Raw genomic sequence first — 13,200 nt, forward strand, 5'->3', positions numbered from 1 at the left:
GCGCCGGATGACCCGGCATCGCTGCCGCTGGGCGGGCCGGCACCATCGGTGGCGGTCATCCAGGCCTCGTCCGGGATGGCGACTCCGGTGGCCTGGAGAAGCGCCAGCTGGCCGGCGACGCGGCTGCGGGTGAGTGGGTCGGCGCCGCGCAGCACCTCGTCCAGCCAGGCGGTCAGGGCGCGCGGGTCCCCGCCACCCGGACTGCCGCCCGGGCCGGTCGCCACCACACCCAACGGCCAAAGCCAGGCGGTGTCGGCGCTCCGCCCGCTGCGCAGGGCCAGATCGTGCCAGCGCCGCGCCTGATCGAGTCGCCCTTGCGCGTAATAGAGCCGCGCCGCCGCCGGGGCCAGCGCCGCGGCATCGCCGGTTGGCGACACGCCGTCGAGCAGTCCGGCCGCCGCCCCGCCCACCGGTCCGGCGCGCAGGCGCGGATCGACCAGCTCCACCGCCAGGGCGGCCAGCGCGACCCGGCGCCGCCCGTCCATCGCCGCCGCCATCGCCTGATGGACCAGCGCGCGGGTGCAGACACCGCGGTCGCGCCGGGCGATGTCGCGAACCCGCAGCAGTTCGTCCCCCACCGCCGGCACCTGGGCGTAGAGGTCCTGCACCTGGCGGGTGTCGAGGAACAGCGAGGCGGCCGCCCGTTCGCCGGCAGCGGCGCGGGTGGTGGGATCGGTGGCGGGGTTGGTGGCGATGGCGGCCAGGGCGGGAGGATTGTCCAGCGGCAGCCGGTCGGGCGGCACGCCGACCCGCGCCGTCCGCATGGCGGCGAGCAGCAGGGCCAGCCCGTCGGCATCCTCCTGCAGGGACAGCGCGCGGGCGGGCGGCGGGGCGGCGCCGGCCAGCGCCTCGGCCACCAGCAGGAAGGAGTCGGACCGGCGGCCGCTGCCGCGCAGGCCTGCCAGCGCCTCGTCGGTGCCGGCACGGTCGCCGGCGCGGGCACGGCAGAACAGGGCCAGCTTCGACCAGTAGGCGGAGGTGAAGCTCTTGCCGCGCGCCAGCGCGCGCGGACAGTCCAGGCCGCCGCGCACCAGTTCGGCATCGGTCAGCGCCCTGGCCGCCGGCTCGTCCGCTGCGAGCGCCGACGGCAGCAGCGCCGCCAGCTCCGCCGCGCCGACGGGATCGCCGAGCCGCGCCAGCGTCGCGATGCGCAGGGCGCCGAACCGGCGGGTCGGCGGCGCCTCCCCGGTCGCGACGGCGGGAGAGCCGGCGCTCAGCAGCAGCCGGCGCTCCAGCGCCTTGACGGTGGGGGACGGGGTGTCCGACCGGCAGGGCGGCGATCAGGGGCAGAAGCTCCGCCCGGCCAATGCCGCGCCAGGGATCGCTGCCCAGCCCCTGCAGCCCGGTGAGGCGGCCGGCGCCGTCCGGATCGGGGGCGCCCAACGGCTCGCGCGCGACGGGTGCCGGCCGCGCCACCACCGGGGAGACGGCGGGCGGCCGGGCGACCACGGGCGGGTAGGCCGGCACGACGGCCGGAGCGGGTGCGGAGGGCCGGGACTGGACGGGAGGAGGCACCGCGGCGTCGGGCGTCAGCCGGACCGGCGGACCGACGATCTGCGCGGCGGCAGCCATCGACCAGCCGGCCGCCAGCAAGCCGGCCAGCAACGGAACGGTTCCCTGTCGGAGACCCCCGGGGCGGGCGCCCCTGGCCGATGGTCGGGGTTCAGCGCGGGAAGCGCTCATCCGGCAGGACCTTCTCCACCGTTTTCGACGGAGCCGGCAGGTCCCACGAAGCGAGGAACACCATGCCACCGGCGATCACCAGCAACAGCAGGACGAAGAGGATCGAGAGAAACCGGCTCATGGCACCAGGGACATGTTGTGTCGGAAAAAAAGCGGAGCGGAGCGGAGCTACCACGCCCTGCATCCGCAGGGCTTGGGACAAGCAACGGCTTTTCTGCTAAAGCATCCGCGCCCCGGCCGCGGCGTCGGGCGGCGGCGCAGTGTAGCCACAGGTTGGACCGCCGCGCAACCCGTCCACCGGGCCATTCACCGGCTCTCCAACGGGAGGCGGGCCGGGGAATGCCGGGCAGAACCGGGGCGCTTGTGCCGGCCAGCTTTCGGCGGGTATGAGTGTTGTCTGTTGCAGCGGTGTGACGGCCGGCGGGCCGGCGGCGGCGAAGGGTACGGGTGGCGGATCGGATGGAAGTGATGGGACTGCGCAAGGCGATGACGGCCCAAGGTCCGGGCACCGGGGCGGGCACGGGAGCGGCGGAGGATGCCGCGCCGCTGCTGCCGCGCACCGTGGTGCTGGTCGGGCTGATGGGGGCCGGCAAGAGCGCCATCGGGCGCCGGCTGGCGACGCGCCTGCACCTGCCCTTCCGCGACGCAGACACCGAGATCGAAGCCGCGGCCGGCTGCACCATCGCCGAGATCTTCGCCCGCGACGGCGAGCCGGTCTTCCGCTCCGTCGAACGGCGCATCATCACCCGTCTGGTGAAGGACGAGCCGGTGCATATCCTGGCGACCGGCGGCGGCGCCTTCATGGACCCGGAGACCCGCGCCGCCGTCCGCGACCATGGCGTGTCGATCTGGCTGCGCGCCGAGCTGGACGTGCTGGTCGCCCGCACCGCCCGGCGCACCCACCGCCCCATCCTGAACCAGGGCGATCCTCGCACCATTCTGGGCCGGCTGATGGAACAGCGCTATCCCGTCTATGCCGAGGCCGACCTGACCGTGGTCAGCGACGAACGTCCGCCCGACGTGACGGTGGAGCTGGTGATCGATGCGCTGGAGGCGCATTTCGGCGTCCAGCTTCCCCACCGCCAGGGCCAAAGCCAGGGCCACAGCCAACCCCAGCGCGGCGGACGGCCCGGCAAGACCGACGCCTCCAAAACCGATGCGTCCTGACCCTTCCCGCCCCGTCTCCTGAACCACCAGCTTCGCGGACTGCCCCGATGACCTCCGTCACCGCCACCACCCCGGCCGCACCCGACACCGTCCGCCTGGAGTTGGGCGCCCGCAGCTACGACATCCTGGTCGGCGACGGCGTGCTGGCCGATGCCGGCGAGCGCATCGCCGCCGTCACCCGCGGCCGTGCGCCCATCGTGGTGACCGACGCCAATGTGGCGCCGCTGCACCTGGACACGCTGAACGCCGCGATGCTGGGGTCGGGGATCGCCCCGCAGCCGGCCATCGTTCTGCCGGCCGGCGAAAAGACCAAGGACTTCGGCCATTTCCAGCAGCTGATGGACGACATCCTCGGCCGTGGGATCGAGCGCTCCACCGTTCTGCTGGCGCTGGGCGGCGGGGTGATCGGCGACATCACCGGCTTCGCCGCGGCCTCCGCCCTGCGCGGCATCGACTTCATCCAGGTGCCGACCACGCTGCTGTCCCAGGTCGACAGCTCGGTCGGCGGCAAGACCGGCATCAACAGCCGCCACGGCAAGAACCTGATCGGCGCCTTCCACCAGCCGCGTCTGGTCATCGCCGACACCGCCACGCTGGACACCCTGCCCCGCCGCGAGGTGCTGGCCGGCTATGCCGAGGTGGTCAAGTACGGTCTGATCCGCAAACCCGACTTCTTCGCCTGGCTGGAGCGGAACGGCCGGCGCGTGGTCGATGGCGACAGCGACGCCCGCCGCCATGCGGTGACGGTCAGCTGCCGCGCCAAGGCCGACATCGTCGGCGTCGACGAGCGCGAGAGCGGCGACCGCGCCCTGCTGAACCTGGGCCACACCTTCGGCCATGCGCTGGAGGCGGCGACCGGCTTCGGCCAGACGCTGCTGCATGGCGAAGGGGTGTCCATCGGCGTGGTGCTGGCCTTCGACCTGTCGGTGCGGCTGGGGCTGTGTCCGGCCGAGGACGCCCGCCGCGCCCGCGCCCATCTGGCCGAGGTCGGCCTGCCGGTGCGCCCGACCGACATTCCCGGCGTCGTCTGGGATGTGGACGGGCTGGTGCGGTCGATGGCCAAGGACAAGAAGGTGCAGGACGGCCGCATCACCTTCATCCTGGCCGACCGCATCGGCAACGCCTTCACCCGCCGCGACGTCGATGCCGCCGCCGTCCGCGCCGTTCTGGAAGAGTCGATCCAGCCTACCTGACATCCTGCCCGCCCCGCTCGCCACGGATAATCAGTCTTTCGCACAATAGCGGCAGCGACGTTTGCCCGCCCATACTTCCCCCACAAGACTGCGGCCATCCCGCCGCGGCATGATCTGGGGGAGGATGGGCGATGAAGACGATGCTTGGCATGTCAGCCATGGGAGCGGCGATGCTGCTGGCGGCGTCCCCGGCGATGGCGCTTGAGGTTCGCGAACAGGCGACGATCAAGGCGCCGATCGAGCAGGTGTGGAAGCAGATCGGTCCCTTCTGCGCCATCAGCGACTGGCACCCGGCGGTCGAGGGCTGCACCCTGCGCAAGACCGGCGACAAACAGGAGCGCGACATCGCGCTGAAGGGCGGCGGCGCCATCCAGGAGCGGCTGACCGGCCTGTCCGCCGCCAAGCACCGGCTGCGCTACACGCTGGTGAGCGGGCCGCTGCCGGTGAAGAACTACACCTCCACCATCCGGCTGAGCGCGGTGGACGCCCGCACCACCCGCATCACCTGGTCCTCGCGCTTCGAGGCCAACGGCGCCGCCGACGCGGACGCCCGCAAGGCGATCGCCGGCATCTACACCAGCGGCTTCGACGGGCTGCGCAAGCGGTTGGAATCCGGCCAGTAACGGCAGCGGCGGCGGCAAGGACCCGGCGCATACGCGAAGTTCCATACAATCAGTTCTATTGACGATCTGTGTGCAAAGCTGACAGGATCGTGTATGCCGCGCTGCGAAATCGCGGTCGAGTGCATCGTTCGTCCACAAAACCTGCAATCATGAGGGAGATGGGACACATGCCGACACGCCGACTGATGCCCGACGTCATCAAGAACCAGGAACTCACCTGCCTGCCGCCGGGCGCCACCGTGCGCGATGCCGCCACGCTGATGGCCCAGAAGCGCATCGCAGCCGTGCTGATCACCGAAGGACGGACGTTGAAGGGCATCGTCACCGAACGCGACATGACCACCCGCGTGGTCGCGGCCGGACTCGATCCCGACACCACCCCGCTCTCGTCGGTGATGACCGCCGATCCCGACACGCTGGAACCCTCGGCCACCGCGCTCGCGGCGCTCGATCTGATGGAGCGGCACCATTACCGCCACCTTCCCATCGCCGTGAACGGCGAGGCGGTCGGCATGGTGTCGATCCGCGACCTGTTCGGCGTGGTGCGCGCCCATCTGGAGGACGAGCTGCGCAGCCGCGAGGCCTACATGTTCGGCAGCGGCTATTCGGCGGAGGCCACGCTGGGCTGACCGCAAGGTTGACCCATAGGTAACGCTGCGTTGCGGCGGGGTCGGGTTGACCGGGCGCCCGGCCCCACCGATAGTCGAGGGTGAGCCATCCTCCCTGCTGAACTGGAACGCCCGATGTCCGCGCCCTCGCTGTCCGCCCCCGCCGCGCGCGAGCCGATCCACACCCGCCGCGTCACCTGCCAGGGCTTCCGGCGTACAGATGGGCTGTGGGACATCGAAGGCCACCTGACCGACGTCAAGAGCTACGGCTTCCACACCGAAGAACGCGGGCACATGGAGCCGGGAACGCCGATCCACCAGATGTGGATGCGCCTGACGGTCGACGACACGCTGACCGTCCAGGCGGTGGAGGCGGTGACCCAGCACAGCCCCTACAACGCCTGCGGCAGCATCACGCCACGGTTCCAGCAGTTGGTGGGCCTGCGCATCGGGCCGGGCTGGACCCGGGCGGTGAAGGACCGGCTCGGCGGGCCGAAGGGCTGCACCCATCTGGTGGAGCTGCTGGGACCGCTGGCGACCACCGCCTTCCAGACCGTCTACCCGATTCTGACCCGCGAGGCGGCGGAGCGCGCAAAGTCGTCCGGCAAAGCGGCACAGGACAACGGCAAGCGGCCGGTTCTGCTGAACATGTGCCACATCTTCGACAGCAATGGCGAAGTGGTGCGCAAACACTGGCCGGCGCACTACACCGGCGAAAGAAGCGAAGAGGCCGCCCGCGAAGAGGCGGCCGAGTAGGCTTTGTTTCCTGGACATCCTTGCCCGGCGATGGCCGAGCACGCGCAGGATGTCCAACCGGATCGGCGCCGCTGGGGCTGGCGCGGATCAGGCCTCCAGTCGGGTTGGCGCCGGACCGGCGAGGGTTGGACCGGGCGCCGGGAAATCGCCACCCGCGGCGACCGCCGACTTGACGCCATCGGTCTCGTCCACCGACGCCAGTTCGAAGGGCGTGCCGATGAACGGGTCGCTGCCGCCATGGCCGGCACGCTGATGACCGTCCTCCGTGCAGGCACGGCGGAAATATGACGCAATGAAGACGCGCACCGCGGACGTCAGGGTGACATCCGCGTCCTCCGGCTTGATGCCCTTGCGACGCGCCTGTTCTTCAATCCGTTCCTTTATCTGGGTACAGAGGCGATTGACGGTCAGATCCTCCCGACGGCCGATTTCCTCCAGAGCATCCCACATCGACGGTTCCAGCCGCATGCTCGTGCGGTGCCCGCCGATCATGATGTTCTGGCTCCTCAGCGGTTCCACCCCCCCTTGGGGAGCGTTCACGCGCTTCTTCTTCGGCCCACGCTTCGCCATCCGCAGCCCCTTCCACGAAGCCGCCGGCGGACATGCGAAGTTTTTGCCCGCCACGGCGCGATAAATGGTTGCATATATCGCACTTTACTAAACGCAGCGGGAATTGCAACCACACTAGCGCCTCTCAATCTTACAAGCTTTTCGGAAATCCCCTTTTGGTTGCATTCATATGTATGTATTTTTAGCCGCTCAACCGCTCGTTATTTATAGCGTATGCGAACGATCAGTCTCGAACTCTGCAAGAAGGAGGCGGCTGACGGTTCAGGCGCCCGCTTCGCCGGGCGCATGGGTGGTCAGGCCCAGCGCATGCACCCGCTCGCGCAGTTCGTCGGCGAGCAGCGCATAGACCATCCGCTGGCGCTCCACCCGCGACTTTCCGGCGAAGGCCGCCGAGACGACGGTGACGTGGAAATGGGTTTCCCCGGCGGCGTCCGCCCCGGCATGACCGGCGTGGCGGGCGCTGTCGTCGACGACGTCGAGCCGGTCCGGCGCCAGTCCGGCGGTCAGCTTTTCGCGGATGCGGGTGGCATATTCCATGGCGGGATCCTGATGTCTCGGCGCTGGCCGCGCTGGGTTGGAGGGGCGGCGACAGGGATCCATGTCCCATTGGCCGCACCCGCAATCAGGAAAGGGGGCGATCCGTGCCCTGTCAAGCATCTGTCAAGCCTGGGGCCCCGCGGATTGCGGATGACGGAAGCCCGTTTCGGCGTGCTTGCCAGAGGCTTCGGCTCTTCCCATACTTGGCCGATGACCAGGAACCGCACCCGCTCCAGTTACGACAGCTACGCCGCCCCGCGCGCGGCCACCCGTGTGTGCGACCATCCCGATTGCGTCGCCGCCGGCGAATACCGCGCGCCGAAAAGCCGCAACAGCCTCAACGAGTACTGGTGGTTCTGCCTGGACCATGTGCGGGAGTACAACCGGGCCTGGGACTATTACGCCGGCATGTCGACCGACCAGATCGAGGCGGAGGTCCGGCGCGACACCACCTGGCAACGGCCGAGCTGGCCGCTGGGCAAATGGGCAACTCAGGAGCGCTTCATCCGCGACCGGGTCGTCAACGGCTTCAGCTTCGAATTCGGCCAGGACACCGGCAAGACGACGGACGAGGAAAAGACGCACCGTCGCCACCATGCCCGCACAGACGAGGAAAAAGCACTGGCGGTCCTGGACCTGACGCCGCCGGTGGACTTCACACGCATCAAGGCACGCTATCGGGAGCTTGCGAAAAAGCATCATCCCGATGCCAACGGCGGCGACAAGGCTGCGGAAGAACGCCTGAAAGAAATCAATCAGGCCTACAATACGCTGAAAGCCTGTTATGCTGCCTGAAACCCCGTTGGCGGGCCGGGTCAATCCCGCGGCCGCCGGACAACCGACACTCGCTGGAACGTAAGAAACCACCCATGGCTTCCCAAGGAGCGACCCAGGCCAGCTCGGCCCTGTTCGACCACAAGCCCGACACGACGGTCTCGGTGCGTGAGGTCTTCGGCATCGACAGCGACATGCAGGTGCCGGCCTTCAGCCAGCGCACGGAGCATGTGCCCGACCTCGACAGCGCCTACCGCTTCGACCGGGACACGACGCTGGCCATCCTCGCCGGCTTCGCCTACAACCGCCGCGTCATGGTCCAGGGCTATCACGGCACCGGCAAGTCGACCCACATCGAGCAGGTGGCGGCCCGGCTGAACTGGCCCTGCATCCGCGTCAACCTGGACAGCCACATCAGCCGCATCGACCTGATGGGCAAGGACGCCATCGTGCTCCGCGACGGCGTGCAGGTCACCGAATACCGCGAGGGCATCCTGCCCTGGGCCCTGCAGCATGCCTGCGCCCTGGTGTTCGACGAGTATGACGCCGGCCGCCCCGACGTGATGTTCGTGATCCAGCGCGTGCTGGAGGTCGAAGGCAAGCTGACGCTGCTCGACCAGAACCGCGTCATCCGCCCGCATCCGGCCTTCCGCCTGTTCGCCACTGCGAACACCGTCGGCCTCGGCGACACCACCGGCCTCTATCACGGCACCCAGCAGATCAACCAGGGCCAGATGGACCGCTGGAACATCGTGGCGACCCTGAACTATCTGCCGGTCGATGCCGAGGTGAAGATCGTCCAGGCCAAGGTCGCGTCCTATGACGACGCCAGGGGCCGCGACACGGTGGCCTCGATGGTCCGTCTGGCCGACCTGACCCGCGCCGGCTTCATCAACGGCGACATCTCCACCGTGATGAGCCCGCGCACGGTCATCACCTGGGCCGAGAACGCGAAGATCTTCAACGACGTCGCCTTCGCCTTCCGCATCACCTTCCTGAACAAGTGCGACGAGGTGGAGCGGCCGACGGTGGCCGAATACTACCAGCGCTGCTTCGGCGTCGAGCTGCCGGAGACGGGGGTCCAGGCGAACCTCGTGTGATGTGTCCTGCGCCCTTGCTTCCGCTTAAGCCGGGGCGCAGCACACAAGGACTCACACAGACCGGGGCGGACGGCATCACCGGGCAAGAGCTAACATCAGCGGTTCACGTCCCGGCATGTCCGTGGGAGCCATGCCCCGCTCCGCGTCAGTCCTGCCCACCGCGCCTTAACTGTCCCAAGAACAAAGACGCCCGCGATGACCACCCAGAACGACACCCCCGTCGAAGCCTTCAAGCGGTCCACCACCGCCACGGTGCGCGCCATGTCACGGCGGGCGGAGGTGCAGGTCGGCTTCTCGTCCGATCCACCGGGGCTGTCGGGCCAGCGGGTGCGGGTGCCGCTGCCGGCGCGCGACCTCAATCCGGTCGAGGTCGCCAAGCTGCGCGGAGCGGCCGATGCCGTGGCGCTGCGGCTGCGCTACCACGACGCCACGGTTCATGCCCACCGCATGCCGCTGGGCGATGCCGCGCGCCAGGCCTATGACGCGATGGAACAGGCACGCTGTGAGGCGCTGGGCAGCCGCGACATGGCCGGCGTCGCCCACAATCTGGAAGCGGCGCTGGACGATCGCTACACCCGCCAGGGCTTCGACCGGTTCGAGGATCGCGGGCAGGTGCCCCTGTCCGAAGCGCTGCGGCTGATGGCGCGCGAGGCGATGACCGGCGCGCCGCCGCCGCCCGCCGCCGCCCATGCCGTCGATCTCTGGCGCCCCTGGATCGAGGAGCGGCTGGGCAAGGACATGAAGGGGCTGGCCAATTACGCCGGCGACCAGGAGGCCTACGCCAAGGCCGTCCGCCGCCTGCTGGCCGACCTCGACCTGGAAGTCGGGCAGGAAGCCGACCAGGAGGAGGAGGAGGACCAGCAGACCCAATCCTCCGAGGACGAGGAGTCGCCCCAGCACGGCCAGACCCGCGGCCAGGACGAGGACCAGTCCGACTCCGAATCCATGGCCTCGTCGGAGATGCAGGACTCGTCGGAGGCCGGCGAGAGCGCCGAGGAGGGCGCCGGCGAGGAAGGCGACATGGAGATGGGCGAGGGCGAGGGGGCGGAAGAGCCCGCCGGTCCCGGCCAGCCCTGGCGCAACGACGCCAACCGCCGCAACGAGCCCGATCCCAACGCCTACAAGGCCTACACCACCCAGTATGACGAGGTGGTCGATGCCGCCGACCTCTGCGACCCGGCCGAGCTGGAACGGCTGCGCCATTTGCTGGACCAGCAGCTGCTGCATCTGCAGGGCGTGATCTCCAAGCTGGCGAACCGGCTGCAGCGCCGGCTGATGGCCAAACAGCAGCGCTCCTGGAACTTCGACCTGGAGGAGGGCATCCTCGACGCCGCCCGGCTGGCCCGCGTCGTCGCCAACCCGGTCCTGCCGCTCTCCTTCAAGGCGGAGAAGGAGATGGACTTCCGCGACACCGTGGTGTCGCTGCTGATCGACAATTCCGGCTCGATGCGCGGCCGGCCGATCTCCATCGCCGCGATGAGCGCCGACATCCTCGCCCGCACGCTGGAACGCTGCGCGGTGAAGGTGGAGGTGCTGGGCTTCACCACCCGCGCCTGGAAGGGCGGACAGGCGCGCGAGGCCTGGGTGGCCGGCGGCAAGCCGCCGCATCCCGGCCGGCTGAACGACCTGCGCCACATCGTCTACAAGGCCGCCGACATGCCATGGCGCCGCGCCCGCAAGAATCTCGGCCTGATGCTGCGCGAAGGCATCCTGAAGGAGAACATCGACGGCGAGGCGCTGCAATGGGCGCACAACCGCCTGCTCGGCCGGCCGGAACAGCGCCGCATCCTGATGGTGATCTCCGACGGCGCCCCGGTCGACGACTCGACCCTGTCGGTGAATGCCGGCAATTATCTGGAACGCCATCTGCGCCAGACCATCGAGCAGATCGAGACGCGCTCGCCCGTCGAGCTGGTGGCGATCGGCATCGGCCACGACGTGACCCGCTACTACCGCCGTGCCGTGACCATCGTCGATGCCGAACAGCTGGGCGGCACGATGATGAACAAGCTGGCGGAACTGTTCGACGAGGATGACCGCCGCGGCGGTCGTCGCGGCTGGCGCTGAGGTAAGGAAGCGATCAAGGGAACTTCCAGCTTTATCAGCTGCTTAGCTGAAAAGCGCCCGTCCGGATCAAGGGGTATCCTTACCTGCAAGTGCCGGTTTCACACCGTCTCCCGCATCGGGAGGGGAAGGCAGCGAGAGAGTGGGGGCTGCCTTCTCCCCGGCCGGCGGCGCGGCCTTCTTCTCCTCCTCCAGCACCAGGCGCCAGAGTTCGGTCATGCCGGTGCGGCCGCGCAGAGACCGGCCGCCCTGGCGGACCAGCGGGACGGCGTCCTTGCCCTTGGCGGCGGTGACGCCGCTGGTCAGCACGATCACCTCGGACTCGCCCTGCAGGGCGGCCGACAGCTCCTCGATGCGGGCGGCGACGTTCACGGTATCGCCGACGATGGTGTAGTTGATCCGGCTGTCGGAGCCGATGTTGCCGACCACCACCGGACCGCTGTGCAGCCCGACGCGGACATGGATCGGCGCCCGGCCCTCGGCGACGCGGCGGCGGTTGTCGGCGCGAATGGCATGATGGATCGCCAGCGCGGCGCGCAGACCACGGACGGCATGGTCCTCCTGCGCCTCCGGCGCCCCCCAGAAGGCCATCAGCGAATCGCCGATGAACTTGTCCACCGTGCCGCCCTCCGCCTCGATGCAGGCGGCGAGCAGCGTGAAATGCTCGTTCAGCAAAGCGGCGGTGTCGGCGGCGGCCATATGCTCGGCCATGCGGGAGAAGCCGCGGATGTCGGTGAACATCACCGTCACCTCCCGCTGCACCGAATCGAGTCCGCCCTCGGTCTCGCGCTGGCGCATCAGGCGCAGGACCAGCGCCTTCGGCACATAGGTCTCGAACCAGCGCAGGCCGGCGACCATGGCATTGAAGGCAGTGGCGGCGCGCGCCATCTCGCGCAGCCGGGAGTCCGGCAGGTCGGGGATGGCGCGGAACTCGAAGGCGCGGACGCGGTCGGCGGCCTCGGCCAGCCGCGCCACCTGCCGGCTGATCCGCCGCCCGACCAGCAGCGCCACCCCGACCGACACCAGCAGGATGGCGAAACCGACGGCACCGGTGATGTAGAGGCGTCGGACCTCGACATTCAGCTCGCCGTCGCGATAGCCGATGCCGATGATCCAATCCTGCTGGCCATACCCCGCCATCTTGCGGGTCAGGAAGATGTAGTCGCTGCCGAGCACGCGCACGCTGCGCGCCTCCACCCGCTTCTTCAGCGACTGCACCGGAACGCCGCTGGACCACAGCGCCGCCAACGCCGGATCATCGACCTGATCGATGCGCGGCAGCGGCGGCCCGTCCAGCTTGCCGGAAAAGTCGAAGCTGCGGCCGACCAGCGCCGGATGGGCCAGCACATGGTTGTGGTCGTACAGAACGAAGGCATTCAGCCCCTGCTCCACGAACAGAACCTGGAGGAATCGCGACAGGTCGCCCAGCGACACGCCAACCGCCACCTGCCCCAGATAACGGCCGTCGCGCCGCACCGGCTGGTAGAGGGTGACGAAGCTGTTCTGCGCCTCCTTCAGCCAGCGCGGGTCGGCCCAGCTGGCGGCGCTGCGATTGGGACCGTCCAGAACCTCCGGCGGGATGTCGCTGTCGCCCTGCATGTCGAAGGGATCGGCGACCAGGCCGCCATTCAGCCGGCCGACACGGACCCCGGTCAGATCCGGGCGGATGAAGGCGAGGCCGGTGACGTCCGGGGCGCCGGCCAGCGCACCGCGCAACGTGTCGGTCATCGCCGTGCTGTCGTCGGCGCGCAGGTCGCCGCGTTCGATCAGCCCGCCGACGAAGCGCGCCATCTCCCGCGCGGGGTCGAGCTGGTGGCGGACCCGCACCTCCACCCCGGCCAGCGCCAGATCGGCCTTGTCGTTCAACAGGGCGAAGGTGTTGGTGCTGGCGCTGACCAGCCCCAGAACCAGGACGCTGGCGACAGCCGCCAGCATCAGCGAGCCGAACCCCGCCACCAGCACAGCGGCGATGGGCAGCCGCAGCCGCCGGTGGCCACCGGTCTTCAGCCCAGACTTCCGTCCAGCAGGCTTCGCCGCCGTCCTGCCGGCCGGCGTCACGGCGGTCGCCGGAAGGGCCGGGGCAGTGGGGGGGCGCGCTGACGGGGTATCGGGCATGCGCGGCAGC

General features: G+C 69.6%; 12 protein-coding genes and 1 pseudogene. 8 read left to right on the top strand and 5 right to left on the bottom strand.

Annotation, left to right across the window (positions count from 1 at the left end):
* Together I71_RS39410 and I71_RS35515 are read right to left on the bottom strand one after the other, a co-directional pair.
* A pseudogene (locus I71_RS39410) lies at positions 1–1,031 on the bottom strand (hypothetical protein); the annotation flags it as partial.
* 632 nt (positions 1,032–1,663) lie between these two features.
* Positions 1,664–1,804, bottom strand: coding sequence for a hypothetical protein (locus I71_RS35515; protein ID WP_167393297.1), 141 nt, complete (start codon positions 1,802–1,804; stop codon positions 1,664–1,666).
* Positions 1,805–2,142: 338 nt separating this feature from the next.
* Between I71_RS35515 and I71_RS03185 the strand changes: the two genes are divergently transcribed.
* The 5 genes from I71_RS03185 to I71_RS03205 all read left to right on the top strand — a co-directional run bounded on the left by I71_RS03185 (position 2,143) and on the right by I71_RS03205 (position 6,030).
* Positions 2,143–2,850: a shikimate kinase gene (locus tag I71_RS03185; RefSeq protein ID WP_244433603.1), complete on the top strand. Its 708-nt coding sequence runs from the start codon at positions 2,143–2,145 to the stop codon at positions 2,848–2,850.
* Between the two features lie 47 nt (positions 2,851–2,897).
* Complete coding sequence (gene aroB, locus I71_RS03190; protein ID WP_042690469.1) at positions 2,898–4,043, top strand: 3-dehydroquinate synthase; 1,146 nt, start codon at positions 2,898–2,900, stop codon at positions 4,041–4,043.
* 131 nt (positions 4,044–4,174) lie between these two features.
* Complete coding sequence (locus tag I71_RS03195) at positions 4,175–4,666, top strand: SRPBCC family protein (protein WP_049975900.1); 492 nt, start codon at positions 4,175–4,177, stop codon at positions 4,664–4,666.
* A 167-nt stretch (positions 4,667–4,833) separates the two neighbouring features.
* Positions 4,834–5,295: a CBS domain-containing protein gene (locus tag I71_RS03200; RefSeq protein WP_042690472.1), complete on the top strand. Its 462-nt coding sequence runs from the start codon at positions 4,834–4,836 to the stop codon at positions 5,293–5,295.
* Between the two features lie 114 nt (positions 5,296–5,409).
* The gene (locus tag I71_RS03205) at positions 5,410–6,030 is read left to right on the top strand and encodes a DUF2889 domain-containing protein (RefSeq protein WP_042690475.1); all 621 of its coding nucleotides are present in this window, start codon (positions 5,410–5,412) and stop codon (positions 6,028–6,030) included.
* An 87-nt stretch (positions 6,031–6,117) separates the two neighbouring features.
* On the opposite strand, the gene I71_RS03210 is transcribed toward I71_RS03205, so the two are convergent.
* Both I71_RS03210 and I71_RS03215 read right to left on the bottom strand, forming a co-directional pair.
* Entirely contained in the window at positions 6,118–6,600 is a 483-nt protein-coding gene (locus I71_RS03210) for a ribbon-helix-helix domain-containing protein (RefSeq protein WP_042690479.1), read from the bottom strand.
* 261 nt (positions 6,601–6,861) lie between these two features.
* Positions 6,862–7,137: a BolA family transcriptional regulator gene (locus I71_RS03215; RefSeq protein ID WP_042690482.1), complete on the bottom strand. Its 276-nt coding sequence runs from the start codon at positions 7,135–7,137 to the stop codon at positions 6,862–6,864.
* Between the two features lie 210 nt (positions 7,138–7,347).
* Here I71_RS03215 and I71_RS03220 point away from each other — a divergent pair, with 210 nt between their 5' ends.
* The 3 genes from I71_RS03220 (at position 7,348) to cobT (ending at position 11,078) form a co-directional block, all read left to right on the top strand.
* On the top strand, positions 7,348–7,932 hold the full coding sequence (locus I71_RS03220) for a DnaJ domain-containing protein (RefSeq protein ID WP_042690658.1): 585 nt from the start codon (positions 7,348–7,350) through the stop codon (positions 7,930–7,932).
* A 74-nt stretch (positions 7,933–8,006) separates the two neighbouring features.
* Complete coding sequence (gene cobS, locus I71_RS03225) at positions 8,007–9,011, top strand: cobaltochelatase subunit CobS (RefSeq protein WP_042690485.1); 1,005 nt, start codon at positions 8,007–8,009, stop codon at positions 9,009–9,011.
* A 195-nt stretch (positions 9,012–9,206) separates the two neighbouring features.
* Positions 9,207–11,078, top strand: a complete 1,872-nt coding sequence (gene cobT, locus I71_RS03230; RefSeq protein WP_042690488.1) for a cobaltochelatase subunit CobT — start codon at positions 9,207–9,209, stop codon at positions 11,076–11,078.
* A gap of 66 nt (positions 11,079–11,144) precedes the next feature.
* Here the strand turns inward: cobT and I71_RS03235 are convergent, their stop codons facing one another.
* A complete protein-coding gene (locus I71_RS03235) occupies positions 11,145–13,190 on the bottom strand; it encodes an adenylate/guanylate cyclase domain-containing protein (RefSeq protein WP_042690491.1) in 2,046 nt (681 codons plus the stop codon).
* Between the last annotated feature and the right edge of the window lie 10 nt (positions 13,191–13,200).

This window comes from Azospirillum sp. B506 (genome assembly GCF_000333595.1).
Taxonomy (GTDB): Bacteria; Pseudomonadota; Alphaproteobacteria; order Azospirillales; family Azospirillaceae; genus Azospirillum.

Excerpts from the sequence above, each read along its gene's own strand:
- I71_RS35515 (WP_167393297.1), bottom strand. The coding sequence starts at position 1,804 with ATGAGCCGGTTTCTCTCGATCCTCTTCGTCCTGCTGTTGCTGGTGATC.
- I71_RS03200 (WP_042690472.1), top strand. The coding sequence starts at position 4,834 with ATGCCGACACGCCGACTGATGCCCGACGTCATCAAGAACCAGGAACTC.
- cobS (WP_042690485.1), top strand. The coding sequence starts at position 8,007 with ATGGCTTCCCAAGGAGCGACCCAGGCCAGCTCGGCCCTGTTCGACCAC.
- I71_RS03220 (WP_042690658.1), top strand. The coding sequence starts at position 7,348 with ATGACCAGGAACCGCACCCGCTCCAGTTACGACAGCTACGCCGCCCCG.
- I71_RS03210 (WP_042690479.1), bottom strand. The coding sequence starts at position 6,600 with ATGGCGAAGCGTGGGCCGAAGAAGAAGCGCGTGAACGCTCCCCAAGGG.
- I71_RS03185 (WP_244433603.1), top strand. The coding sequence starts at position 2,143 with ATGGAAGTGATGGGACTGCGCAAGGCGATGACGGCCCAAGGTCCGGGC.
- I71_RS03235 (WP_042690491.1), bottom strand. The coding sequence starts at position 13,190 with ATGCCCGATACCCCGTCAGCGCGCCCCCCCACTGCCCCGGCCCTTCCG.
- cobT (WP_042690488.1), top strand. The coding sequence starts at position 9,207 with ATGACCACCCAGAACGACACCCCCGTCGAAGCCTTCAAGCGGTCCACC.
- I71_RS03215 (WP_042690482.1), bottom strand. The coding sequence starts at position 7,137 with ATGGAATATGCCACCCGCATCCGCGAAAAGCTGACCGCCGGACTGGCG.
- aroB (WP_042690469.1), top strand. The coding sequence starts at position 2,898 with ATGACCTCCGTCACCGCCACCACCCCGGCCGCACCCGACACCGTCCGC.
- I71_RS03205 (WP_042690475.1), top strand. The coding sequence starts at position 5,410 with ATGTCCGCGCCCTCGCTGTCCGCCCCCGCCGCGCGCGAGCCGATCCAC.
- I71_RS03195 (WP_049975900.1), top strand. The coding sequence starts at position 4,175 with ATGAAGACGATGCTTGGCATGTCAGCCATGGGAGCGGCGATGCTGCTG.